Annotated in this window: 23 protein-coding genes; 21 read left to right on the forward strand and 2 right to left on the reverse strand. The window is 53.6% G+C overall.

The genetic code is table 11. The features are described 5' to 3' along the window. Nucleotides 1-83: 83 nt before the first annotated feature. From asnC to ACOKCT_RS17920, 13 genes are all read left to right on the forward strand, one after another. Complete coding sequence (asnC, locus tag ACOKCT_RS17860) at nucleotides 84-542, forward strand: transcriptional regulator AsnC (RefSeq protein ID WP_032615488.1); 459 nt, start codon at nucleotides 84-86, stop codon at nucleotides 540-542. A 90-nt stretch (nucleotides 543-632) separates the two neighbouring features. Next, nucleotides 633-1,082 carry an FMN-binding protein MioC gene (mioC, locus tag ACOKCT_RS17865; RefSeq protein ID WP_103177602.1) on the forward strand — a complete coding sequence of 150 codons (450 nt, stop codon included), beginning with the start codon at nucleotides 633-635 and terminating at the stop codon, nucleotides 1,080-1,082. 373 nt (nucleotides 1,083-1,455) lie between these two features. Continuing rightward, a complete protein-coding gene (gene mnmG / locus ACOKCT_RS17870; RefSeq protein ID WP_103177603.1) occupies nucleotides 1,456-3,345 on the forward strand; it encodes a tRNA uridine-5-carboxymethylaminomethyl(34) synthesis enzyme MnmG in 1,890 nt (629 codons plus the stop codon). Nucleotides 3,346-3,450: 105 nt separating this feature from the next. Then, nucleotides 3,451-4,074, forward strand: a complete 624-nt coding sequence (rsmG, locus tag ACOKCT_RS17875) for a 16S rRNA (guanine(527)-N(7))-methyltransferase RsmG (protein WP_103177604.1) — start codon at nucleotides 3,451-3,453, stop codon at nucleotides 4,072-4,074. Between the two features lie 615 nt (nucleotides 4,075-4,689). Beyond that, nucleotides 4,690-5,070, forward strand: coding sequence for a F0F1 ATP synthase subunit I (gene atpI / locus ACOKCT_RS17880; RefSeq protein WP_103181004.1), 381 nt, complete (start codon nucleotides 4,690-4,692; stop codon nucleotides 5,068-5,070). Between the two features lie 8 nt (nucleotides 5,071-5,078). Further along, complete coding sequence (gene atpB / locus ACOKCT_RS17885; RefSeq protein ID WP_103177605.1) at nucleotides 5,079-5,894, forward strand: F0F1 ATP synthase subunit A; 816 nt, start codon at nucleotides 5,079-5,081, stop codon at nucleotides 5,892-5,894. 49 nt (nucleotides 5,895-5,943) lie between these two features. Further along, complete coding sequence (atpE, locus tag ACOKCT_RS17890; RefSeq protein WP_000429386.1) at nucleotides 5,944-6,183, forward strand: F0F1 ATP synthase subunit C; 240 nt, start codon at nucleotides 5,944-5,946, stop codon at nucleotides 6,181-6,183. A 52-nt stretch (nucleotides 6,184-6,235) separates the two neighbouring features. Then, on the forward strand, nucleotides 6,236-6,706 hold the full coding sequence (gene atpF / locus ACOKCT_RS17895; protein WP_032615498.1) for a F0F1 ATP synthase subunit B: 471 nt from the start codon (nucleotides 6,236-6,238) through the stop codon (nucleotides 6,704-6,706). A 14-nt stretch (nucleotides 6,707-6,720) separates the two neighbouring features. Further along, nucleotides 6,721-7,254: a F0F1 ATP synthase subunit delta gene (atpH, locus tag ACOKCT_RS17900; protein ID WP_103177606.1), complete on the forward strand. Its 534-nt coding sequence runs from the start codon at nucleotides 6,721-6,723 to the stop codon at nucleotides 7,252-7,254. 12 nt (nucleotides 7,255-7,266) lie between these two features. Continuing rightward, entirely contained in the window at nucleotides 7,267-8,808 is a 1,542-nt protein-coding gene (gene atpA / locus ACOKCT_RS17905) for a F0F1 ATP synthase subunit alpha (RefSeq protein ID WP_103177607.1), read from the forward strand. Between the two features lie 50 nt (nucleotides 8,809-8,858). Then, nucleotides 8,859-9,722, forward strand: a complete 864-nt coding sequence (gene atpG, locus ACOKCT_RS17910) for a F0F1 ATP synthase subunit gamma (RefSeq protein ID WP_103177608.1) — start codon at nucleotides 8,859-8,861, stop codon at nucleotides 9,720-9,722. A gap of 31 nt (nucleotides 9,723-9,753) precedes the next feature. Continuing rightward, nucleotides 9,754-11,136, forward strand: a complete 1,383-nt coding sequence (gene atpD / locus ACOKCT_RS17915; protein ID WP_103177609.1) for a F0F1 ATP synthase subunit beta — start codon at nucleotides 9,754-9,756, stop codon at nucleotides 11,134-11,136. Nucleotides 11,137-11,156: 20 nt separating this feature from the next. Beyond that, complete coding sequence (locus ACOKCT_RS17920; protein ID WP_039032217.1) at nucleotides 11,157-11,576, forward strand: F0F1 ATP synthase subunit epsilon; 420 nt, start codon at nucleotides 11,157-11,159, stop codon at nucleotides 11,574-11,576. Between the two features lie 340 nt (nucleotides 11,577-11,916). Here the strand turns inward: ACOKCT_RS17920 and ACOKCT_RS17925 are convergent, their stop codons facing one another. Next, complete coding sequence (locus tag ACOKCT_RS17925; RefSeq protein ID WP_420193741.1) at nucleotides 11,917-14,007, reverse strand: right-handed parallel beta-helix repeat-containing protein; 2,091 nt, start codon at nucleotides 14,005-14,007, stop codon at nucleotides 11,917-11,919. A gap of 343 nt (nucleotides 14,008-14,350) precedes the next feature. On the opposite strand from ACOKCT_RS17925, the gene glmU reads away from it, so the two are divergent. The 8 genes from glmU (at nucleotide 14,351) to ACOKCT_RS17965 (ending at nucleotide 23,938) form a co-directional block, all read left to right on the forward strand. Beyond that, nucleotides 14,351-15,721, forward strand: coding sequence for a bifunctional UDP-N-acetylglucosamine diphosphorylase/glucosamine-1-phosphate N-acetyltransferase GlmU (gene glmU / locus ACOKCT_RS17930; RefSeq protein WP_420193742.1), 1,371 nt, complete (start codon nucleotides 14,351-14,353; stop codon nucleotides 15,719-15,721). A 179-nt stretch (nucleotides 15,722-15,900) separates the two neighbouring features. After that, nucleotides 15,901-17,730, forward strand: coding sequence for a glutamine--fructose-6-phosphate transaminase (isomerizing) (glmS, locus tag ACOKCT_RS17935; RefSeq protein ID WP_103177612.1), 1,830 nt, complete (start codon nucleotides 15,901-15,903; stop codon nucleotides 17,728-17,730). Nucleotides 17,731-18,052: 322 nt separating this feature from the next. Continuing rightward, nucleotides 18,053-19,093, forward strand: a complete 1,041-nt coding sequence (gene pstS / locus ACOKCT_RS17940; RefSeq protein WP_103824239.1) for a phosphate ABC transporter substrate-binding protein PstS — start codon at nucleotides 18,053-18,055, stop codon at nucleotides 19,091-19,093. 128 nt (nucleotides 19,094-19,221) lie between these two features. Next, nucleotides 19,222-20,181 carry a phosphate ABC transporter permease PstC gene (gene pstC / locus ACOKCT_RS17945; protein WP_103177614.1) on the forward strand — a complete coding sequence of 320 codons (960 nt, stop codon included), beginning with the start codon at nucleotides 19,222-19,224 and terminating at the stop codon, nucleotides 20,179-20,181. After that, nucleotides 20,181-21,071 (forward strand): phosphate ABC transporter permease PstA, encoded by an 891-nt coding sequence (pstA, locus tag ACOKCT_RS17950; RefSeq protein WP_103177615.1) that lies wholly within the window; start codon nucleotides 20,181-20,183, stop codon nucleotides 21,069-21,071. The genes pstC and pstA overlap by 1 nt, the downstream gene beginning before the upstream one ends. Before the next feature lie 47 nt (nucleotides 21,072-21,118). After that, nucleotides 21,119-21,892 (forward strand): phosphate ABC transporter ATP-binding protein PstB, encoded by a 774-nt coding sequence (pstB, locus tag ACOKCT_RS17955; protein ID WP_103177616.1) that lies wholly within the window; start codon nucleotides 21,119-21,121, stop codon nucleotides 21,890-21,892. A gap of 14 nt (nucleotides 21,893-21,906) precedes the next feature. Next, nucleotides 21,907-22,632, forward strand: a complete 726-nt coding sequence (gene phoU, locus ACOKCT_RS17960) for a phosphate signaling complex protein PhoU (protein WP_103177617.1) — start codon at nucleotides 21,907-21,909, stop codon at nucleotides 22,630-22,632. A 157-nt stretch (nucleotides 22,633-22,789) separates the two neighbouring features. Then, on the forward strand, nucleotides 22,790-23,938 hold the full coding sequence (locus ACOKCT_RS17965) for an esterase (RefSeq protein ID WP_420193775.1): 1,149 nt from the start codon (nucleotides 22,790-22,792) through the stop codon (nucleotides 23,936-23,938). A 36-nt stretch (nucleotides 23,939-23,974) separates the two neighbouring features. Here ACOKCT_RS17965 and yieH read toward each other — a convergent pair whose 3' ends face one another. After that, entirely contained in the window at nucleotides 23,975-24,640 is a 666-nt protein-coding gene (gene yieH / locus ACOKCT_RS17970; protein ID WP_103177619.1) for a 6-phosphogluconate phosphatase, read from the reverse strand. Between the last annotated feature and the right edge of the window lie 163 nt (nucleotides 24,641-24,803).

Genomic DNA, 24,803 nt, shown 5'->3' on the forward strand with positions numbered 1-24,803 from the left:
CAATAAAACTCCCGACTCACTTTTAAATCGCTAAAATTACCCGCTAAAATAGAGTGATTCATTAATCTTCATAAGAAAAAGCTATGGAAAATTATCAGATCGACAATCTGGACCGCGGCATTCTCGAGGCGCTGATGGCTAACGCACGTACCGCCTACGCAGAACTGGCAAAACAGTTTGGCGTCAGCCCGGGGACCATTCACGTGCGCGTAGAGAAGATGAAACAGGCGGGGATCATTACCGGCGCCCATATTGACGTCAGTCCGAAACAGCTGGGGTATGACGTCTGCTGTTTTATCGGCATCATCCTTAAGAGCGCTAAAGACTACCCTTCAGCGCTGGCAAAACTGAATGCGCTGGATGAAGTGACCGAGGCCTACTACACCACCGGCCACTACAGCATCTTTATTAAGGTGATGTGCCGATCGATCGACGCTTTGCAACAGGTACTTATCAACAAGATCCAAACAATCGATGAAATTCAGTCCACCGAGACGTTGATCTCCCTGCAGAACCCGATCATGCGTACCATCCGCCCGTAGCCGGGCAAAATAATTACCACATTTTCCACAGGTAGATCCCAGCTCGTTCACAGCGTACAATGTCCTCCTGTTTATCTGAGCGAGCGATCAATGGCGGACATTACTCTTATTAGCGGCAGCACCCTTGGCGGCGCTGAATATGTCGCGGAACACCTGGCCGAAAAGCTGGAAGACGCGGGCTTTTCTACTGAAACGCTGCATGGACCGTTATTAGAGGATCTCCAGCTCGACGGGATCTGGCTGTTGATCACCTCCACCCACGGTGCGGGGGATCTTCCGGATAACCTTCTTCCTTTATATGAAGAGTTAAAAGAGCAGCAGCCCGACCTGACGAACGTCCGGTTTGGTGCCATTGGTATTGGCAGCCGGGAGTACGACACCTTCTGCGGCGCCGTTGAGAAGGTCGAGACCGAACTGAAGTCCTGCGGGGCACAACAGATCGGTGAAACGCTGAAGATCAACATCCTCGATCATGATATTCCGGAAGATCCAGCCGAACTTTGGCTGGCGGAATGGAAAAATTTACTCAAAACAGATTAAAGATCGTGCGATCAGATGTGGATAACTCTGGTTAAAAGCTTGGATCAACCGGTAGTTATCCAAAGAACAACCCGTGATGACTTTTTGTGCTGTGTATAACATCACGATCTGATCCCAGCTTATACGTCGCAGGATCACCGATCATTCACAGCAAACGATCCTCTCTAAGCACATGATCTTCTTTGGGAGATCCGGCTTATCCACAGAAACCCGCGATCCTAATAAGAGATCACAATAAAACAGATCTCTAAATAAAAAGATCTTCTTTTTAATAGCCAGGATCCCAGTGCTTTCTCGAACGACTAAAGTTGAGTAGAATCCACGGCCCGGGCTTCAATCCATTTTCTTACCGCTTTACGCGAGGCAGACCACCATGTTTTATCAGGATCCTTTTGACGTCATTATCATTGGCGGGGGTCATGCAGGCACCGAGGCCGCAATGGCCGCGGCGCGAATGGGTCAGCAGACCCTGCTTTTGACACACAATATCGACACGCTAGGACAGATGTCCTGTAATCCGGCGATTGGCGGCATTGGGAAAGGACACCTGGTAAAAGAAGTGGATGCACTTGGCGGCCTGATGGCAACCGCGATCGATCATGCGGGTATCCAGTTTAGGATACTAAACGCGAGCAAAGGTCCCGCCGTTCGAGCGACCCGTGCTCAGGCGGACCGCGTGCTCTACCGCCAGGCCGTGCGTACCGCGCTGGAGAATCAGCCGAACCTGATGATCTTCCAGCAGGCGGTTGAGGATCTGATTGTGGAAAACGATCGTGTCGTTGGCGCCGTGACCCAGATGGGTCTGAAGTTCCGTGCCAAAGCCGTCGTGCTGACCGTCGGGACCTTCCTTGACGGCAAAATTCATATCGGACTGGACAACTACAGCGGTGGCCGTGCTGGCGATCCGCCGTCCATTCCCCTTTCACGCCGTCTGCGCGAGCTGCCGCTGCGCGTCAGCCGCCTGAAAACCGGTACGCCACCGCGTATCGACGCCCGCACCATTGATTTCAGCGTGCTGGCCCAACAGCACGGCGATAACCCGATGCCGGTCTTCTCGTTCATGGGTAGCGTGGATCAACATCCGCGCCAGGTGCCGTGCTATGTCACGCACACTAACGAGAAAACACATGACGTGATCCGCAGTAACCTCGATCGCAGCCCGATGTATGCCGGTGTGATCGAAGGGATCGGCCCACGCTACTGTCCGTCGATCGAAGACAAGGTAATGCGCTTCGCCGATCGTAACCAGCACCAGATCTTCCTGGAGCCTGAAGGGCTGACCTCCAACGAGATCTACCCGAACGGTATCTCCACCAGCCTGCCTTTCGACGTGCAGATGCAGATCGTCCGTTCCATGCAGGGGATGGAGAATGCGAAGATCGTCCGTCCGGGCTATGCCATTGAGTATGACTTCTTCGATCCACGTGACCTGAAGCCAACCCTGGAGAGCAAATTTATCCAGGGGCTCTTCTTCGCCGGTCAGATCAACGGCACAACCGGTTACGAAGAGGCTGCCGCTCAGGGGCTGCTGGCTGGTCTGAACGCCGCGCGCTTCTCGGCCGAAAAAGAGGGCTGGGCGCCGGGTCGTTCTCAGGCTTATCTGGGCGTACTGGTGGACGACCTCTGCACCCTCGGCACCAAAGAGCCGTACCGCATGTTTACCTCCCGCGCGGAATACCGTCTGATGCTGCGTGAAGACAACGCCGACCTGCGCCTGACCGAAATCGGTCGTGAGCTGGGGCTGGTGGATGATGCACGCTGGGCGCGCTTCAACGAGAAGCTGGAGAACATCGAGCGTGAACGTCAGCGCCTCAAATCGACCTGGGTCAACCCAACAGCCGAGTCTGTAGACGAAGTGAATGCTCACCTGTCTGCGCCGCTCTCCCGTGAAGCCAGCGGGGAAGATCTGCTCCGCCGTCCGGAGATGACCTACGACCAGCTAATCCAGATGACGCCGTTTGCGCCGGGTCTGGAGGATGTCCAGGCTGCTGAGCAGGTCGAAATCCAGGTGAAATACGAAGGCTATATCGCCCGTCAGCAGGATGAGATCGAGAAACAGCAGCGTAACGAGAGTACGATCCTGCCCGCCACGCTGGATTACCGTCTGGTTAACGGCCTCTCCAACGAGGTGATCGCCAAGCTGAATGACCATAAACCGTCGTCTATCGGCCAGGCATCGCGTATTTCAGGCGTCACGCCTGCGGCCATCTCCATTCTGCTGGTGTGGCTGAAAAAACAGGGTATGCTGCGCCGCAGCGCTTAATTGTAAGAACTGCCCGGTGGCGCAGCGCTTACCGGGCCTACAGAATTCCGTAGGGCGGGCTCGCGTAGCGCCACCCGCCCACACCTATCTCAACAGGTATTCGCCGTGCTCAACAAACTCACTCGTCTGCTGGAACAAGCCGGTATTTCGCTCACCGATCACCAGAAAAATCAGCTGGTGGGGTATGTCGACATGCTGAACAAATGGAACAAGGCCTATAATCTCACCTCGGTTCGCGATCCGAACGAGATGCTGATTCGTCACATCCTCGACAGCATCGTGGTGGCGCCGCATCTCAAAGGAGAGCGTTTTATCGACGTGGGAACGGGGCCGGGTCTGCCAGGTATTCCACTCTCTATCGTTCGTCCCGAGAGCCATTTCACGCTGCTGGACAGCCTGGGCAAGCGCGTACGCTTCCTGCGTCAGGTTCAGCATGAACTGAAGCTGGAAAACATTTATCCGGTGCAGAGTAGGGTAGAGGCGTTCCCCGCCGAGCCGCCATTTGATGGTGTGATCAGCCGGGCCTTTGCCTCGCTCAATGACATGATCGACTGGTGTAAGCATCTGCCTGCGGAAAATGGCCGCTTCTATGCCCTGAAAGGGGTGCTGCCGGAAGACGAAATCGCGCAGATGCCTGAAGGTTTTGAGGTGGAAGAGGCGATTAAATTGCATGTTCCCCAGCTGGAAGGCGAGCGTCATCTGGTGATCGTTAAGCCAAAATATTTTTAAAAATATAATAAAAAATGTGGAATTTGTGCTGTTCTTAGGATGTTAAAAATTACGCGACAGGCTAAGAAATAGACAAGGTTAATTTAACCACTTTTTTACTGGGGATTTTCTTTGGGTTAACCTGGACATGTAGTTAACCCAAAAGATAATAAACACCGAAAATATCAGCTTGCTAAAAGTAGGGAAGAGTAATCAGATTGTAATGTTAAATATTTATTAAAAATGTCAATAAAAGGTTTTTGTTGTATACAGGGCTGTTTTGAGAATAGTTGCTGAAATTAATCTTTAATATCATAAAGATGAAATATAACGTTTTACCGCTTTAATTTATTCGACCTTATCGTAAATGTGTATTTTGTGATCTCGTGCACGCTTTATCGTCAACGTTTCCGCGTTGTTTGCAGTTTTGACGCGCCATTCATAGTTTGACGAAAAGTTAAGAAATAGCGCCGGGGAAAAATATTTAAACATTTATTCACCTTTTCGCTACTTATTGTTTGAAATCACGGGGACGCACCGTATAATTTGTCCGCTTTTTGCTGCTTGACTCTGAGCCTTAAAGAACGTTTTATACGACACGCGACATACCTCGAAGTGAGCAGGAGTAAAAACGTGATATCAGTGTCGCTCTTGAGTCGAAACGTTGCTCGTAAGCTTCTGTTCATTCAGTTTCTGGCGGTGATGGCAAGTGGATTGCTGTTCTGCCTCAAAGACCCCTTCTGGGGCATCTCTGCGGTAAGCGGAGGTTTGGCAGTGGTTGTGCCAAACATGTTGTTTATGATTTTTGCCTGGCGTCATCAGGCGCATACACCTGCCAAAGGCCGCATGGCCTGGTCCTTCGCCCTCGGCGAAGTGTGTAAGGTGTTGCTGACCTTTGCCCTCCTGGTGGTGGCGCTGGCGGTTTTTAAAGTGGTATTTTTGCCGCTGATAGTGACGTGGGTTTTGGTGCTGGTGGTACAAATTCTGGCGCCAGCTGTAATCAATAACAAAGGGTAAAAGGCATCATGGCTTCAGAAAATATGACGCCGCAGGATTACATAGGTCACCATCTGAACAACCTTCAGTTGGACTTACGTACATTCTCGCTGGTGGATCCGCATAACCCCCCAGCCACCTTCTGGACGATTAATATCGACTCCATGTTCTTCTCGGTGGTACTGGGTCTGTTGTTCCTGGCCATTTTCCGCGGCGTTGCGAAACGTGCGACCAGCGGCGTTCCAGGGAAATTCCAGACGTTTATCGAAATGATCATTGGCTTTGTCCACGGTAGCGTCAAAGACATGTACCACGGTAAGAGCAAGGTAATTGCGCCGCTGGCGCTGACCGTCTTTGTCTGGGTCTTCCTGATGAACCTGATGGACCTGCTGCCGATCGACCTGCTGCCGTTTATCGGCGAGCATATCTTCGGTCTGCCTGCGCTGCGTGTGGTGCCGTCTGCTGACGTGAACATCACCCTGTCTATGGCGCTGGGCGTATTCATCCTGATTCTTTTCTACAGCATCAAAATGAAAGGTGTAGGCGGCTTCGTGAAAGAGCTTACCCTGCAGCCGTTCAACCACTGGGCGTTTATTCCGATCAACCTGATTCTGGAAGGCGTTAGCCTGCTGTCCAAACCGATTTCCCTCGGTCTGCGACTGTTCGGCAACATGTATGCGGGTGAGCTGATTTTCATTCTGATCGCGGGTCTTCTGCCGTGGTGGTCACAGTGGGTTCTGAATGTGCCGTGGGCCATTTTCCACATCCTGATCATTACGCTGCAAGCCTTTATCTTCATGGTTCTGACGATCGTCTATCTGTCGATGGCGTCTGAAGAGCACTGATTCTTTACCAACACTACTACGTTTTAACTGAAACAAACTGGAGACTGTCATGGAAAACCTGAATATGGATCTGCTGTACATGGCTGCCGCTGTGATGATGGGTCTGGCGGCTATCGGTGCTGCGATCGGTATCGGCATCCTCGGGGGTAAATTCCTGGAAGGCGCAGCGCGTCAGCCAGATCTGATTCCTCTGCTGCGTACTCAGTTCTTTATCGTTATGGGTCTGGTGGATGCTATCCCGATGATCGCTGTAGGTCTGGGTCTGTACGTGATGTTTGCTGTCGCGTAGTAAGTCGTTTAAACCCTAAGCCACAGTTGTAAATTTAAAGAGGTATTGTGCTGTGAACATGAACGCAACAATCCTCGGCCAGGCCATCGCGTTTGTTATCTTTGTCTGGTTCTGCATGAAGTATGTATGGCCGCCTTTAATGGCTGCCATCGAAAAACGTCAGAAAGAAATTTCTGACGGCCTGGCTTCTGCAGAACGCGCTAAGAAAGATTTGGACCTTGCACAGGCCAACGCGACCGACCAGCTGAAAAAAGCGAAAGCGGAAGCCCAGGTAATCATCGAGCAGGCGAACAAACGTCGTTCTCAGATCCTGGACGAAGCGAAAGCTGAAGCAGAACAGGAACGTACTAAAATCGTGACACAAGCGCAGGCAGAAATTGATGCCGAGCGTAAACGTGCTCGCGAAGAGCTGCGTAAGCAGGTCGCGATTCTGGCTGTTGCTGGCGCCGAGAAGATCATCGAACGTTCCGTGGATGAAGCTGCTAACAGCGACATCGTGGACAAACTTGTCGCTGAACTGTAAGGAGGGAGGGGCTGATGTCTGAATTTGTTACGGTAGCTCGCCCCTACGCCAAAGCAGCTTTTGACTTTGCTATCGAACACCAAAATGTCGATCGCTGGCAGAACATGCTGGCGTTTGCCGCTGAGGTAACGAAAAACGAACATATGGCTGAGATGCTTTCTGGCGCCCTGGCGCCTGAAACCCTCGCCGATTCGTTCATCGCCATTTGCGGTGAGCAGCTGGACGCCAACGGCCAGAACCTGATTCGGGTAATGGCAGAAAATGGTCGTCTGAAAGCGCTCCCGGATGTTCTCGAGCAGTTTGAGCACTTGCGTGCCCTCAGTGAAGCCACTGTTGAAGTTCACGTAACTTCTGCGACTGAACTGAGTAACGAACAGCTTGCGAAAATCACCGCCGCGATGGAAAAACGTCTGTCACGCAAAGTGAAGCTGAATTGCAATATCGATAAGTCTGTAATGGCAGGCGTAATCATCCGTGCGGGTGATATGGTCATTGATGGCAGCGTACGCGGCCGTCTTGAGCGCCTTGCAGACGTCTTGCAGTCTTAAGGGGACTGGAGCATGCAACTGAATTCCACCGAAATCAGCGAACTGATCAAGCAGCGCATTGCTCAGTTCAGTGTTGTGAGTGAAGCTCACAACGAAGGTACTATTGTTTCTGTAAGCGACGGTGTTATCCGCATCCACGGCCTGGCCGATTGTATGCAGGGTGAAATGATCTCCCTGCCGGGTAACCGTTACGCTATCGCACTGAACCTGGAGCGCGACTCCGTAGGTGCAGTTGTGATGGGTCCTTACGCTGACCTCGCCGAAGGCATGAAGGTTAAGTGTACTGGCCGTATTCTTGAAGTTCCAGTTGGCCGCGGCCTGCTGGGTCGCGTGGTGAACACCCTGGGTGCGCCAATCGACGGTAAAGGTCCGGTTGAGCACGATGGCTTCTCCCCAATCGAAGTTATCGCACCGGGCGTAATCGATCGTCAGTCCGTCGACCAGCCGGTGCAGACCGGTTATAAATCCGTTGACGCCATGATCCCAATCGGCCGTGGCCAGCGTGAGCTGATCATCGGTGACCGTCAGACCGGTAAAACCGCGATGGCAATCGATGCGATCATCAACCAGCGCGATTCCGGCATCAAATGTGTGTACGTAGCTATCGGCCAGAAAGCGTCCACCATCTCTAACGTGGTGCGTAAACTGGAAGAGCACGGCGCGCTGTCCAATACCATCGTTGTTGTGGCGACCGCTTCTGAATCTGCTGCACTGCAATATCTGGCACCGTATGCCGGTTGCGCAATGGGCGAATACTTCCGTGACCGCGGTGAAGATGCACTGATCGTATACGATGACCTGTCTAAACAGGCTGTTGCTTACCGTCAGGTTTCCCTGCTGCTCCGTCGTCCACCTGGACGTGAAGCATTCCCGGGCGACGTATTCTATCTGCACTCCCGTCTGCTGGAGCGTGCATCCCGCGTTAACGCGGAATACGTTGAGAACTTCACCAAAGGTGAAGTGAAGGGTAAAACGGGCTCTCTGACCGCTCTGCCGATCATTGAAACCCAGGCGGGTGACGTTTCTGCGTTCGTTCCGACCAACGTAATCTCCATTACCGATGGTCAGATCTTCCTGGAAACCAACCTGTTTAACTCCGGTATTCGTCCGGCGGTTAACCCGGGTATCTCCGTATCCCGTGTGGGTGGTGCAGCGCAGACCAAGATCATCAAGAAACTGTCCGGTGGTATCCGTACCGCACTGGCACAGTATCGTGAACTGGCAGCGTTCTCCCAGTTTGCATCCGATCTTGACGATGCAACCCGTAAACAGCTTGACCACGGTCAGAAAGTGACCGAACTGCTGAAACAGAAACAGTATGCCCCTATGTCAGTCGCACAGCAGGGCCTGGTACTGTTCGCAGCAGAACGTGGTTATCTGGGGGATGTAGAACTGGCGAAAATCGGTAGCTTTGAAGCCGCACTGCTGGCTTACGCTGACCGTGACCATGCTCCACTGATGCAAGAGATCAACCAGTCCGGTGGCTATAACGACGAAATCGAAGGCAAGCTGAAGAGCCTGCTCGATTCCTTCAAAGCAACCCAGTCCTGGTAACGTCTGGCGGTCTGTCTTAGGACAGACCGCAAGGCATTGAGGAGAAGCTCATGGCCGGCGCAAAAGAGATACGTAGTAAGATCGCAAGCGTCCAGAACACGCAAAAGATCACTAAAGCGATGGAGATGGTCGCCGCTTCCAAAATGCGTAAATCGCAGGAACGTATGGCGGCCAGCCGTCCTTATGCAGATACCATGCGCAAAGTGATTGGTCACCTTGCGAGCGGTAATCTGGAATATAAGCACCCTTACCTGGAAGAACGCGACGTTAAGCGCGTGGGCTACCTGGTGGTGTCTACCGACCGTGGTTTGTGCGGCGGCTTGAACATTAACCTGTTCAAAAAACTGCTGGCGGATATGAAAGCATGGTCCGATAAAGGCGTTCAAAGCGATATCGCGATGATTGGCTCTAAGGGCGTCTCTTTCTTTAATTCCGTAGGCGGCAATATCGTCGCCCAGGTGACCGGTATGGGTGATAACCCGTCCCTGTCCGAACTGATCGGTCCGGTTAAAGTGATGTTGCAGGCCTATGATGAAGGCCGTCTGGACAGGCTGTACGTTGTAAACAACAAATTTATTAACACCATGTCACAGGTTCCGACCCTCACTCAGCTGCTGCCGTTACCGGCATCAGAAGATGAAGAGTTACAGCATAAAGCCTGGGATTACCTGTATGAACCGGATCCAAAACCGCTGCTGGATACCTTGCTGCGTCGTTATGTTGAATCTCAGGTTTATCAGGGCGTGGTAGAAAACCTGGCTAGCGAGCAGGCCGCACGTATGGTGGCGATGAAAGCCGCTACCGATAATGGTGGCAGCCTGATCAAAGAGCTGCAGTTGGTATACAACAAAGCTCGTCAGGCCAGCATTACTCAGGAACTCACCGAGATCGTCTCGGGGGCCGCCGCGGTTTAACCAGGTTTACGAATTACGTAGAGGATTCAAGATGGCTACTGGAAAGATTGTCCAGGTAATCGGCGCCGTAGTTGACGTCGAATTCCCTCAGGATGCCGTACCGCGCGTGTACGATGCTCTTGAGGTTCAGAATGGTAACGAAAATCTGGTGCTGGAAGTTCAGCAGCAGCTCGGTGGCGGTATCGTGCGTACCATCGCCATGGGTTCTTCCGACGGTCTGCGTCGTGGTCTGGAAGTAAAAGACCTTGAGCACCCAATTGAAGTACCAGTAGGTAAAGCAACCCTGGGTCGTATCATGAACGTCCTGGGTCAGCCGATCGACATGAAAGGCGATATCGGCGAAGAAGAGCGTTGGGCTATCCACCGTTCAGCACCTTCCTATGAAGAGCTGTCCAGCTCTCAGGAACTGCTGGAAACCGGCATCAAAGTTATCGACCTGATGTGTCCGTTTGCGAAGGGCGGTAAAGTTGGTCTGTTCGGTGGTGCGGGTGTAGGTAAAACCGTAAACATGATGGAGCTGATCCGTAACATCGCGATCGAGCACTCCGGTTACTCCGTGTTTGCGGGCGTAGGTGAGCGTACTCGTGAGGGTAACGACTTCTACCACGAAATGACCGACTCTAACGTTCTGGATAAAGTATCCCTGGTTTACGGCCAGATGAACGAGCCACCTGGAAACCGTCTGCGCGTTGCGCTGACCGGTCTGACCATGGCTGAGAAATTCCGTGACGAAGGTCGTGACGTACTGCTGTTCGTCGACAACATCTACCGTTACACCCTGGCCGGTACGGAAGTATCCGCACTGCTGGGTCGTATGCCATCAGCGGTAGGCTACCAGCCGACCCTGGCGGAAGAGATGGGTGTTCTGCAGGAACGTATCACCTCTACCAAAACCGGTTCTATTACCTCCGTTCAGGCGGTATACGTACCTGCGGATGACTTGACTGACCCATCCCCAGCAACCACCTTTGCGCACTTAGACGCAACCGTGGTACTGAGCCGTCAGATCGCGTCTCTGGGTATCTACCCGGCCGTTGACCCGCTGGACTCCACCAGCCGTCAGCTGGATCCACTGGTAGTAGGTCAGGAACACTACGACACCGCGCGTGGCGTACAGTCCCTGCTGCAGCGTTATCAGGAACTGAAAGACATCATCGCCATCCTGGGTATGGATGAACTGTCTGAAGAAGACAAACTGGTGGTAGCACGTGCGCGTAAGATCCAGCGCTTCCTGTCCCAGCCGTTCTTCGTAGCAGAAGTATTTACCGGTTCTCCGGGCAAATACGTTGCGCTGAAAGACACCATCCGTGGCTTTAAAGGCATCATGGAAGGCGAATACGATCACCTGCCGGAGCAGGCGTTCTATATGGTGGGTTCCATCGACGAAGCCGTAGAAAAAGCCAAAAAACTTTAACGCCTTAATCGGAGGGTGATATGGCAATGACTTACCACCTGGACGTCGTCAGCGCAGAGCAACAAATGTTCTCTGGTCTGGTCGAGAAAATCCAGGTAACGGGTAGCGAAGGTGAACTGGGTATTTTCCCGGGTCACGCCCCGCTGCTCACCGCCATTAAGCCTGGTATGATCCGCATCGTTAAACAGTTCGGTCATGAAGAGTTTATCTATCTGTCTGGCGGCATTATTGAAGTGCAGCCTGGTAGCGTGACCGTACTGGCTGATACCGCAATTCGTGGCCAGGATCTCGACGAAGCGCGAGCTCTGGAATCGAAGCGTAAAGCAGAAGAGCACATTAAGAGCTCTCATGGCGACGTGGATTACGCTCAGGCGTCTGCAGAGCTGGCCAAAGCGATCGCGAAACTGCGTGTTATCGAGTTGACCAAAAAAGCGATGTAACACCGGCTTGAAAGCACGAAAGCCAGTCTGGTCTCCAGACTGGCTTTTTTTATGGATCTGTTTCATTAAATCTGAAACTAAAACGATGTTTTATTATTTTGTGATTTAGCTCACAAAAAGATTGATCGGCAGAATTGTCAGGAGTAGACTTCGTTTTGTGATGAATGTCACATAACTGAACTCCAAAAATATCAGGATGCCATCATGAAAACGATCAACAAAATCATCGCCCTTTTCAGCAACATGAACGTCTCTTTCGGTACGTTCAACCACTAAGTGCTGATATGCCGGGTGGCGCCACGCTTACCGTAGTGTGATAAGCGAAGCGCCTCTCTGGTACCTACATTTTTACCTGCGTTTTATCCAGTTCCTTCCCTTCACTGTTCACGCTTTTACCCTTCGCGATAAAGTAGTTCGTGTTATCAACGTTTCCTGTCACCGCATCGTCGTACTCGCCTGGCTGATTACGGATCGATACGTTGCCGGTAAAGGTTCCCTGAGTTGTCACATCGCCGTATGGGCTTGGACGGAAGATGTAGTTAAAGCGCTGGTTATCTACCGCGATATTGTTCTCCACCACCAGCCTGCCGGGGTTAAAGTTATCGGTGAAGCCGTCCAGGTGATTGCCCGTGGCTTTGCTGTTGCGGATCTGATGCGCCACAGGCTGCCCTTCTCCGCCGAGCTTAAAGCCGTTACTGGTATTGTTGCTGGCAACCGAGTTCTCGATCACGACCACGCCGTTTGCGCCATCTTCAATCTTGTTGAACAGGTCAAAACCGTCGTCGATATTGTCATGAGAATAGCAACGCTCCAGCCGGTTACTTTCCCCTACCCGCATTTTCACCGCGAAGCCATCGGCGTTAATCTTGCCGGGATCTTCATTGCCGTAAGATTCAGAATCCACAACCCGGTTATAGCTTGCCCATAATGGCCGGCCAATCTTATCCGGGGAGGAGATCTGGATCCCGGTATCGTCATTGCGGTAGGCCGTGACGCGCTCGATCAGGTTATGGCTACCCTGAACGCGCAGACTTTTGCCGGTCACGTCGATACCGTTGATATGCCAGTAGCTGGCATCAAGCAACAGGCCGTGGATCACCACTTTCCCGTCTGCCTGCAGGGTTTTGAGTTTATCGCTGCTGCCGCTGGCAGCGACGGGGATCTCACTCTGCGGGTAATCGCCGCTTTTCAGCACCAGCTTGCCGCCGGGCGCCAGCAGGGCGATGGCGGTGGCGAGATCCAGTGGCGCATCGGCAGTGCCTTGTGCATCCGCTTTTCCGTCCGGAGCGGCATACAGGTGCGTCGTATCTCTGTCTGCAATGCGTTCGACGGTGAGCTGCTGGTTCACTGGCGTGCCATGAGCAGGCGTAAAGGTCACCGTGAAGGTGCTGGTCTGCTCCAGGCGGGCTGGCAGGGTGTACATCTCGCCTGCTTTCACCGCTTTCTCATTACCGATCACCACTTCGTTTTGTCTTACGCTAAATACCCCGTCCTCATTAGCGCGCGCCTGCAGCAGGTAATCTGGCGAAGCGCTGACCGTACCGGACGCCAGCTGCACCACGACCGGCAGTGGCTCTGCCTGCCAGGGCTCCGAAGGCACGGTATGGGCGCTGGTGGTGATGAGCGAGGCGTTAGTGACCGTAATTTTGGCATTGCGGGAGGCAAAAAAGCCGACGTAATAGTGGTCCTTGTTCTGTACCGAAATCAGGTCAGCGCGCGGCACGCGCTTGCTCACCCAGGTGTCGCTGTCCAGCGGGGCCCAGGCGGTAATAAAGCCGTCGTCGGTGCGCTGGAGTTTCAGGCGAAATTCCGGCGTCTGGCTCAGATCCACCTCTTCCTTGTAACTCTGTTTTTTAATGGCGGCTCCGGCATCACCCCACGGATGGCTGATCCCCTCCCGGGTGATAGCCTGCATTTTTACCCGCTGATGGTCTTTTTTATCCTGGGTCATGATGGCGTTCATCACCTGATTCGATGCCGCCGGAAACTCTTCATAACCCATTTTTAGCGGTTGCTGGCGCGGGTTGCCGAGGACATCACGTACCAGCAGTCCGGCGCCCTCCTGCGCGGCAGGTTTCGCGCCATTCTCCGGCCCAAACTGGTCGACCCGGACAGTGGCCTGCAAAACAAAATTTTCTCCCGTTGGCAGCTCGGTATAGAAAAACGTTAAGCCGTCATGGGAGTTGGCGATTTTGCCGCCCCGGCTTTCCAGGGTGATGGCTTTTGCCAGGTCAGCGCTCTCCTGGGGCGAGAGCTTTTTCCCGTCGATAGTCACATCATTGACGCCGATTTTCTCGGGCAGCACGTTGGAGGAAAAATTCAGATCCGTTGATTGCCCAAAGGCAATGGCTTTCCAGACATGAGGTTGTTCTGTTGCCATAGCGGAAAAGGCGCTACACATCATCAGGGCCAGAGGTATTTTAGACTTCATCTTATTCTCCTGAGTAATAATTGAGCGCTATTATCATCAGAATAAAACAGTGTTTCTTTTTTGTGTGTCACACATTCAGATAATTAAAACAGTGTTTTGCTTATAACAGGCTTTATTAATAGAGCGAAAAAATAGCTAACATGTTGGGAGGGCTGGAGAGTTCGCTAAAGGGCGCTATATTTCACAGGCAAAGCCCTTTAATCTGCGGTAAAAAGGACCTTTAATTTGCCCGAAACAGGCAACGTTGTGCGTTTTACCGCCACTCCATTTTTTGGCGCAAAATATGTAGAATTTTCAACGCCAAAGGGTTTTACTTTTCACTCAAATTACAGTCAGGACGTGTATGTTGAACACTGCAATGAGCGTGGTCATCCTTGCCGCAGGCAAAGGCACCCGCATGTATTCCGATCTTCCTAAAGTGCTGCACACCCTTGCAGGGAAAGCGATGGTGCAGCATGTCATTGACGCAGCTAACGATCTTGGCGCCAGCCAGGTGCATCTGGTCTACGGTCACGGCGGCGATCTGCTGAAGCAGACGCTACGCGATGACAAACTCAACTGGGTTCTGCAGGCAGAACAGCTGGGCACCGGCCACGCCATGCAGCAGGCCTCCCCGTTCTTCTCTGACGACGAAGACATCCTGATGCTCTACGGCGACGTGCCGTTGATCTCAGTTGAGACGCTGACCCGCCTGCGTGCTGCAAAACCGCAGGGCGGGATCGGTCTGCTGACCGTTAAGCTGGACGATCCAACCGGTTATGGCCGTATCACCCGTGATAACGGCAAGGTGACGGGCATCGTTGAGCACAAAGATGCCACCGAGGCACAGCGTGAAATTCAGGAAATTAACACCGGCATTCTGATCGCCAACGGCGCGGACATGAAGCGCTGGCTGTCACAGCTGAACAACAATAACGCCCAGGGCGAATTCTACATTACCGATATCATCGCGATGGCGTATCAGGAAGGCCGCGAGATCGCTGCCGTTCATCCGGATCGCTTAAGCGAAGTGGAAGGGGTGAACAACCGTCTTCAGCTGTCCCGTCTGGAGCGCGTATATCAGTCCGAGCAGGCTGAAAAGCTGCTGCTGGCGGGCGTGATGCTGCGCGATCCAGCGCGTTTCGATCTGCGTGGGGTGCTGAGCCACGGGCGCGACGTCGAAATCGATACTAACGTTATTCTGGAAGGCAACGTAACGCTGGGTAACCGCGTCAAAATTGGCGCCGGTTGTGTGATTAAAAACAGCATCATTGGCGACGACTGCGAAATCAGCCCTTATAGCGTGGTTGAAGATGCTCATCTCTCCGCCGCCTGCACTATCGGGCCGTTTGCCCGCCTGCGTCCGGGCGCTGAGCTGCTGGAAGGCGCACATGTCGGCAACTTCGTCGAAATGAAAAAGGCGCGTCTGGGCAAAGGCTCGAAAGCTGGCCATCTGACCTATCTGGGCGATGCGGAGATTGGCGATAACGTGAATATCGGCGCCGGGACTATCACCTGTAACTATGACGGTGCGAACAAGTTTAAAACCATTATTGGTGACGACGTGTTTGTGGGATCGGATTCACAGCTGGTGGCGCCAGTGACGATTGGTAAAGGCGTAACCATTGCGGCGGGCACGACCGTTACCCGCAATGTGGCGGAGAACGAGCTGGTGTTAAGCCGTGTGCCGCAGGTGCATAAGCAGGGCTGGAAACGCCCGGTGAAGAAAAAGTAAGTGGATTATTTCCTCTCCCCCTCCGGGAGAGGGTTCGGGATGAGGGGATAACATAATCCCCCGCCCATCAGCAGTACCCATAAATATAACCCCACTCTCTACAAGGCTCGGGGCGCCCGGAAAGGGCATAACAGGTCAGCGACAACGCAGGCGAAAGCCTCTATTCGGAATCTAAAACTATGTGTGGAATTGTTGGCGCAGTCGCGCAGCGTGATATTGCTGAAATCCTTCTCGAAGGTTTACGTCGTCTGGAATACCGTGGTTATGACTCTGCCGGTCTGGCAGTGGTGGATGCAGAAGGGAATATGACCCGTCTGCGTCGCCTCGGTAAAGTAAACATGCTGGCACAGGCCGCGGAAGAGAACCCGCTGCACGGTGGCACAGGTATTGCCCATACCCGCTGGGCGACCCACGGTGAACCTTCGGAAGGCAACGCGCACCCGCACGTCTCTGAACACATTGTGGTGGTGCATAACGGCATCATCGAAAACCATGAACCGCTGCGTGAAGAGCTTATCGCGCGTGGTTACACCTTCGTCTCTGAAACCGACACCGAAGTGATTGCCCACCTGGTTCACTGGGAGCTGGAGCAGGGCGGTACGCTGCGTGAGGCCGTACTGCGTGCGATCCCACAGCTGCGCGGCGCCTACGGCACCGTGATCATGGACAGCCGCGACCCGTCTACCTTGCTGGCAGCCCGCTCTGGCAGCCCGATGGTGATTGGCCTGGGGATGGGGGAGAACTTTATCGCCTCCGATCAGCTGGCGCTGCTGCCGGTGACCCGTCGCTTTATCTTCATGGAAGAGGGCGATATTGCAGAAGTGACCCGCCGTGACGTCAAAATCTTTGATAAATCTGGCGAGCCGGTAAAACGTCAGGATATCGAATCCAACCTGCAGTACGACGCGGGTGATAAAGGCGCTTACCGTCACTACATGCAGAAAGAGATCTACGAGCAGCCGAATGCCATCAAAAACACCCTGACCGGGCGTATCAGCCACGGCGAAGTGGATTTGAGCGAACTGGGGGCTAACGCCAACGAAATGCTGGCAAAAGTTGAGCACATTCAGATCGTGGCCTGCGGCACCTCTTACAACTCCGGTATGGTTTCCCGCTACTGGTTTGAAGCGCTGGCAGGCGTGCCGTGCGACGTGGAGATCGCCTCCGAGTTCCGCTATCGCAAATCAGCCGTGCGTCGTAACAGCCTGATGATCACCCTGTCTCAGTCCGGCGAAACCGCTGATACCCTGGCGGCGCTGCGTCTCTCCAAAGAGCTGGGCTATCTGGGCTCGCTGGCCATCTGCAACGTACCGGGCTCCTCGCTGGTGCGTGAGTCTGACCTGGCGCTGATGACCAAAGCCGGTACCGAAATTGGCGTGGCCTCCACCAAAGCGTTCACCACCCAGCTGACGGTCCTGCTGATGCTGGTGGCGAAACTGGCCCGTCTGAAAGGTCAGGATGCGGCGATTGAGCACGATATCGTGCACGGTCTGCAGGCGCTGCCGAGCCGTATTGAGCAGATGCTCTCCCAGGACAAGCGCATTGAAGCGCTGGCGGAAGATTTCTCCGACAAGCATCACGCCCTGTTCCTGGGGCGTGGCGATCAGTATCCGATTGCTCTGGAAGGTGCGCTGAAGCTCAAAGAGATCTCCTATATCCACGCTGAAGCCTACGCGGCAGGTGAGCTGAAACACGGCCCACTGGCGCTGATCGATGCGGATATGCCGGTTATCGTGGTGGCACCGAACAACGAACTGCTGGAAAAACTGAAGTCCAACATCGAAGAAGTCCGCGCCCGTGGCGGCGTGCTCTATGTCTTCGCGGATCAGGATGCTGGCTTTACCAGCAGCGACAACATGCACATCATCGAGATGCCGCATGTGGAAGAGGTCATTGCTCCTATCTTCTATACCGTTCCGCTGCAGCTGCTGGCTTACCACGTTGCGCTGATCAAAGGCACTGACGTCGACCAGCCGCGTAACCTGGCGAAGTCCGTTACCGTAGAGTAATCCTCTCAGGCTCCACCTTTGGGTGGAGCTTTTTTTATCCTTCCTGCCCGTTTTTTCGCCTGCTTTTTTGCCCTGCGTTCTATGACAATCTGTCATCTTCGGCTATTTTTTTCAGTTTCACAGAAAGAAAATTTTTCTGAAATCAATGCGTCATATTTCGCTTTAACTTATTGATAAAGATGCTTTAATTTGCTTAATTTTCTGCGCAATTTTCGTTGTCATAAAACTGTCATAATTCGTACATTTATCTGTCACCTCTTTGTCCTATTTTGCTCATCGTAGCCACTAAACAACGATTTACGAAAATCTTGCAGGAGACATTATGAAAGTTATGCGTACCACTGTCGCAACTGTTGTCGCCGCGACCTTATCGATGAGCGCGTTCTCTGTATTTGCAGAGGCAAGCCTGACTGGCGCTGGTGCAACCTTCCCTGCGCCGGTGTATGCCAAATGGGCTGATACTTACCAGAAAGAGACTGGTAACAAGGTGAACTACCAGGGTATCGGCTCCTCCGGTGGCGTTAAACAAATTACCGCAAATACCGTTGATTTCGGCGCATCTGATGCTCCGCTGTCGGATGAGAAACTGAATCAGGAAGGCCTGTTCCAGTTCCCGACCGTTATCGGTGGTGTTGTGCTGGCGGTAAATATCCCTGGCCTGAAGTCCGGCGAGCTGGTGCTGGATGGTAAAACCCTGGGTGATATCTACCTCGGCAAAATCAAAAAATGGGATGACGAAGCCATCACTAAACTGAACCCGGGCGTGAAACTGCCTTCGCAGAACATCGCTGTGGTTCGTCGTGCTGACGGCTCCGGTACCTCCTTCGTCTTCACCAGCTACCTGGCGAAAGTGAACGAAGAGTGGAAATCCAAAGTCGGTTCCGGCTCTACCGTTAACTGGCCGACCGGCCTGGGCGGTAAAGGTAACGACGGTATCGCCGCGTTCGTACAGCGTCTGCCAGGCTCAATCGGCTACGTAGAATACGCTTACGCCAAGCAGAACAACCTGGCGTACACCAAACTGGTTTCTGCCGACGGCAAACCGGTCAGCCCAACTGAAGAGAACTTTGCTAACGCGGCTAAAGGCGCTGACTGGAGCAAATCCTTCGCTCAGGATCTGACCAACCAGAAAGGCGACAATGCATGGCCAATCACCTCTACCACCTTCATCCTGGTCCACAAGGATCAGAAGAAGCCAGAGCAGGGTGCTGAAGTGCTGAAGTTCTTCGACTGGGCATACAAAAATGGCGGCAAACAGGCTAACGACCTGGATTACGCCAGCCTGCCGGACAGCGTGGTTGAGCAGATTCGTGCTGCATGGAAAACCAACGTGAAAGACAGCAGCGGTAAAGCGCTGTACTAACAGGATATTTTTGACGAAGATGGCGGGTGGCGCTAGCGCTAACCCGCTCTACGGTTCCGACTGTAGGCCCGGCAAGCGTAAGCGTCACCGGGCATATTCGTAAGACGTCTCAAACAGAAGAGTAATTTATGGCTGCAACCAAGCCTGCATTTAACCCTCCGGGTAAAAAAGGTGACATGATTTTCAGCGCGCTGGTAAAACTGGCTGCGCTGATTGTGCTATTGCTGCTGGGCGGCATTATCGTGTCCCTGATTTTCTCCTCCTGGCCGAGCATCCAGAAATTTGGTTTCTCCTTCCTGTGGACCAAAGAGTGGGATGCGCCGAACGATATCTACGGTGCGCTGGTGCCTATCTACGGCACGCTGGTGACCTCGTTTATCGCGCTGCTGATTGCGGTGCCGGTGAGCTTCGGTATCGCCCTGTTCCTGACCGAACTGGCGCCAAACTGGCTGCGACGCCCGCTGGGTATTGCCATTGAACTACTGGCGGCCATTCCAAGTATCGTTTACGGCATGTGGGGTCTGTTTATCTTCGCTCCGCTGTTCGCGACCTATTTTCAGGAGCCGGTAGGTAACGTCCTTTCCGCCATCCCGTTTGTGGGCGCGCTATTCTCCGGTCCGGCTTTCGGTATCGGCATCCTGGCGGCTGGCGTGATCCTCGCCATCATGATTATTCCGTACATTGCGGCGGTCATGCGCGATGTCTTCGAACAGACCCCGGTGATGATGAAAGAGTCGGCCTACGGTATCGGCTGCACCACCTGGGAAGTTATCTGGCGTATCGTCCTGCCGTTCACCAAAAATGGGGTAATCGGCGGCATTATGCTGGGTCTGGGTCGTGCGCTGGGTGAAACCATGGCAGTGACCTTTATCATCGGTAACACCTACCAGCTCGACAGCGCCTCGCTCTATATGCCGGGTAACAGCATTACCTCGGCGCTGGCAAACGAATTCGCCGAAGCGGAATCGGGCCTGCACGTTGCCGCGCTGATGGAACTGGGCTTAATTCTGTTTGTTATCACCTTCATTGTTCTGGCGATCTCCAAACTGATGATCATGCGCCTGGCGAAAAATGAGGGGGCACGCTAATGGCTACGCTCGAAATGCAAAATACCGCGGAGCTGGCGGAATCCCGCCGCAAAATGCAGGCGAAACGCCGCATGAAAAACCGCCTCGCCCTGACGCTCTCCATGGCGACCATGGCGTTTGGTCTGTTCTGGCTGATCTGGATCCTGTTCTCCACGGTGGCGCGTGGTATCGACGGCATGTCGTGGGCGTTGTTTACCGAAATGACACCGCCGCCAAATACGGCAGGTGGTGGTCTGGCGAACGCCCTGGCGGGCAGCGGCCTGCTGATCCTCTGGGCGACCGTCTTCGGCACGCCACTTGGCATCATGGCGGGCATTTACCTGGCGGAGTATGGCCGTAAATCCTGGATTGCTGAAGTGATTCGCTTCATTAACGACATCCTGCTCTCTGCCCCATCGATTGTGGTCGGCCTGTTCGTCTACACCATCGTGGTGGCGCAGATGGAACACTTCTCCGGCTGGGCGGGTGTGATTGCGCTGGCGCTGCTGCAGGTGCCTATCGTTATTCGTACCACCGAGAACATGCTGAAACTGGTGCCGGACAGCCTGCGTGAAGCGGCCTACGCACTGGGTACGCCAAAGTGGAAGATGATTTCTGCCATCACCCTGAAAGCCTCCATCTCGGGGATCCTGACAGGTGTGCTGCTGGCCGTTGCCCGTATCGCCGGTGAAACGGCACCGCTGCTCTTTACCGCGCTCTCAAACCAGTTCTGGAGCACGGACATGATGCAGCCGATCGCCAACCTGCCGGTGACGATCTTTAAATTTGCGATGAGCCCGTTTGCCGAATGGCAGTCACTGGCCTGGGCCGGGGTACTGATTATTACCCTGTGCGTACTGTTACTGAACATTCTGGCGCGCGTTATTTTCGCGAAGAAGAAACACGGTTAATTATTGACGGCGTGGCACGCTGCGGCGCCGGATGAGGAAATGAGTCAATGAGTATGGTGAATACTGCTCCGGGTAAACTTTCGGTTCGTGACCTGAACTTCTACTACGGTAAGTTCCATGCCCTGAAGAACATCAACCTGGATATTGCTAAAAACCAGGTTACCGCGTTCATCGGTCCGTCTGGCTGCGGTAAGTCCACGCTGCTGCGTACCTTTAACAAAATGTATTCGCTTTATCCGGAGCAGCGCGCCGAAGGCGAGATCCTGCTGGATGGCGACAACATTCTGACCAATACCCAGGATATCGCTCTGCTGCGCGCGAAAGTGGGTATGGTGTTCCAGAAGCCTACGCCATTCCCGATGTCGATTTATGACAACATCGCCTTTGGCGTGCGCCTGTTCGAGAAGCTCTCCCGCGCCGATATGGATGAACGCGTGCAGTGGGCTTTGACCAAGGCCGCATTGTGGAACGAAACCAAAGATAAACTTCACCAGAGCGGGTACTCTCTCTCCGGTGGTCAGCAGCAGCGTCTGTGCATTGCGCGCGGTATCGCCATTCGCCCGGAAGTGTTGCTGCTGGATGAGCCGTGCTCAGCGCTGGACCCGATCTCCACCGGGCGTATTGAAGAGCTGATCACCGAGCTTAAGGCGGATTACACCGTGGTGATCGTGACCCACAACATGCAGCAGGCTGCCCGTTGTTCCGACCACACAGCATTTATGTACCTGGGCGAGTTGATTGAGTTCAGTAAAACGGACGACCTGTTCACCAAGCCTGCGAAGAAACAAACAGAAGACTACATCACCGGACGCTACGGCTGATTCAGGAGTGCGCAATGGATAATCTCAATCTTAATAAACATATTTCCGGCCAGTTTAACGCAGAGCTGGAGAGTATCCGCACCCAGGTGATGACCATGGGCGGTATGGTAGAGCAGCAGCTTTCTGACGCGATCACCGCAATGCATAACCAGGACAGCGAGCTGGCGAAGCGCGTGGTGGAAGGCGACAAACACGTCAACATGATGGAAGTGGCGATCGATGAAGCCTGCGTGCGCATTATCGCCAAGCGTCAGCCGACAGCGAGCGACCTGCGTCTGGTGATGGCGATCATCAAAACTATCGCCGAGCTGGAACGTATTGGCGACGTGGCGGACAAAATTTGCCGCACCGCGCTGGAGAAGTTCTCCCAGCAGCACCAGCCGCTGCTGGTGAGCCTGGAGTCGCTGGGGCGCCATACCGTGCAAATGCTGCACGACGTGCTGGATGCCTTTGCGCGTATGGATCTGGATGAAGCGGTACGTATTTATCGGGAAGATAAGAAAGTCGACCAGGAGTACGAAGGCATCGTGCGCCAGCTGATGACCTACATGATGGAAGATACGCGAACCATTCCAAGCGTACTGACCGCGCTGTTCTGCGCCCGTTCTATCGAGCGTATCGGTGACCGTTGCCAGAACATTTGCGAATACATCTTCTACTTCGTGAAGGGCCAGGATTTCCGCCATGTGGGTGGAGACGAGCTGGACAAGATGCTGGCGGGTAAAGATCCGAAAGAGTAATAACCTCCTTTCATCACGCCAGTACTTACTGGCGTGATTATTTCTGGTGCAATCACATTATTTACCTTCATCCGTTGCCTGACGACCGAAACGCGCTAACGTGGGACGAAAAAACAGCAAAGGATGGAACATGAAAAAATCATTAGCATGCCTGGCTATGGCAATCAGTATTGGAATAAGTACTGGAATGCCGGTTAACGCCGCCCCCTTTCCTGCCACACCCGATCCGGCGATGCCGGTTAGCCACTATGTCACGCAGGTTAATACGGATAAAAGTATTACCTTTCGCCTGTTTGCACCTGCTGCGAAGCGGGTCTCCGTGGTGACGGGATCGATGCCGGAAACCTGGGTTTCCCATGATATGACGAAAGATAAAAACGGCGTCTGGTCATGGAAAAGCGAGCCTATGGCTCCGAACCTGTATGAATATTTCTACGATATTGATGGTTTTCGCTCCAGCGACACGGGCAGCCGCTATCCAAAACCCCAGCGCCAGGTCAATACCAGCCTGATTCTGGTCCCCGGCAGCATTCTGGACGATCGTCCGGTTCCCCATGGCGATCTGACCACCCTGACCTGGCATTCGCAGGCGCTCAACGCTGAACGCCGCGTCTATGTCTGGACCCCGCCGGGATATAACGGTAAAGGCGAACCGTTACCGGTTCTCTATTTCTATCATGGGTTTGGGGATACCGGCCTTTCAGCCATCGATCAGGGCCGCCTGCCGCAAATCATGGATAACCTGATGGCCGAGGGTAAAATCAAACCTATGCTGGTGGTCGTGCCCGACACGGAGACCGACATTCCGGAGGCGATTCCTGAAAACTTCCCGCCTGCCGAAAGACGCAAAACCTTTTATCACCTCAACGCTAAAGCGGCAGATCAAGAGCTGATGAGCGAGATAGTTCCGCTGATTGATACCCGCTTCAACGTGCGTAAAGAGGCGGAGGGCCGCGCGCTGGCGGGTCTGTCGCAGGGGGGATATCAGGCGCTGGTGTCCGGAATGAATCACCTGGACAGCTTTGGCTGGCTGGGAACCTTCAGCGGCGTTACCACAACTACCGTACCTGACGCGGGCGTAGCCGCAAGATTTAAGCAGCCCGATGTTATCAACGGACAGCTGCGTAATTTTACGGTAGTGGTAGGAGAGCATGATTCGGTTACCGGAAAAGATATCGCCGGGCTGAAAGCGGAGCTGGAAAAGCAGGGCATCAAATTTGACTACAAGCTGTATCCCGGACTGAATCACGAAATGGACGTCTGGCGTCCGGCCTATGCGGAATTTGTACAAAAACTCTTTAAGTAAAAATATCAGCCCTCCCCGTTCGGGGAGGGCATTTGCTTAGCGGGTAATATTCCAGCCGCGTGCCTTCCAGAGTGCCGGCAGCTGCGCCAGATCGGTAAAGGTCGTGACTTTCGGATGGTCGAGCGGCGGGTTATGCGGATCGGCGCAGAAGTAGAACACCTCCATGCCCGCGGCGATCCCCGCCTGCGCGCCTGCGCTGGAGTCATCCACCAGGATGCAGTTCTCCACGTTGACGTTCATCGCTTTCGCCGCATGGAACATCATGGCCGGATCGGGCTTCCAGCGCTGAATATCGTAGCCGCTGAACAGTTTTTCCGGGAAATGGTGCAGCATCTGTAACTTGCCAAGGGAGTGCTGCATTTTGCTCACCGGGCCGTTAGAGACCACGCACATCGGCACCGCCATGGCATCCAGCAGGGCGCTGGCCCCGGCGATCGCTTCCAGTTCCGAGTCGAAAAGGCGTGCGACCTCGGCGCGGTAAACAGGCTCCAGATCCGCTTTCGCGAGGCTGACGCCGTGTTCGGCATTAATGATGTCGATGATCTCGTAGAGCTTTACGCCCTTAAAGCGTTTGAAGGTCTCTTCGAGATCGAGCGTGATACCAAATTCCTGGAACATGGTGACATACGCCCGGGAACAGATGACCTCACTGTCGACCAGCGTACCGTCGCAGTCGAAAAATACCGCATCAATCTGAGACATGCCTTTCCCTTTCTTAACAAGTTTAACGTTTACGTAATGCATAACGGTGTGACGCAATCGTTGCCGTATAAGCAGATGCAATGAAAAAAAGTACCTCACAACCGCCCTTATTGTCGCATTTTGGTATAGGATAGCGACGGATTTTCCCTCCCTGTTCGGAAAT

Origin of the sequence: Leclercia sp. M-A074-M, assembly GCF_965195605.1 — a bacterium.
Classification (GTDB): Bacteria; Pseudomonadota; Gammaproteobacteria; order Enterobacterales; family Enterobacteriaceae; genus Enterobacter.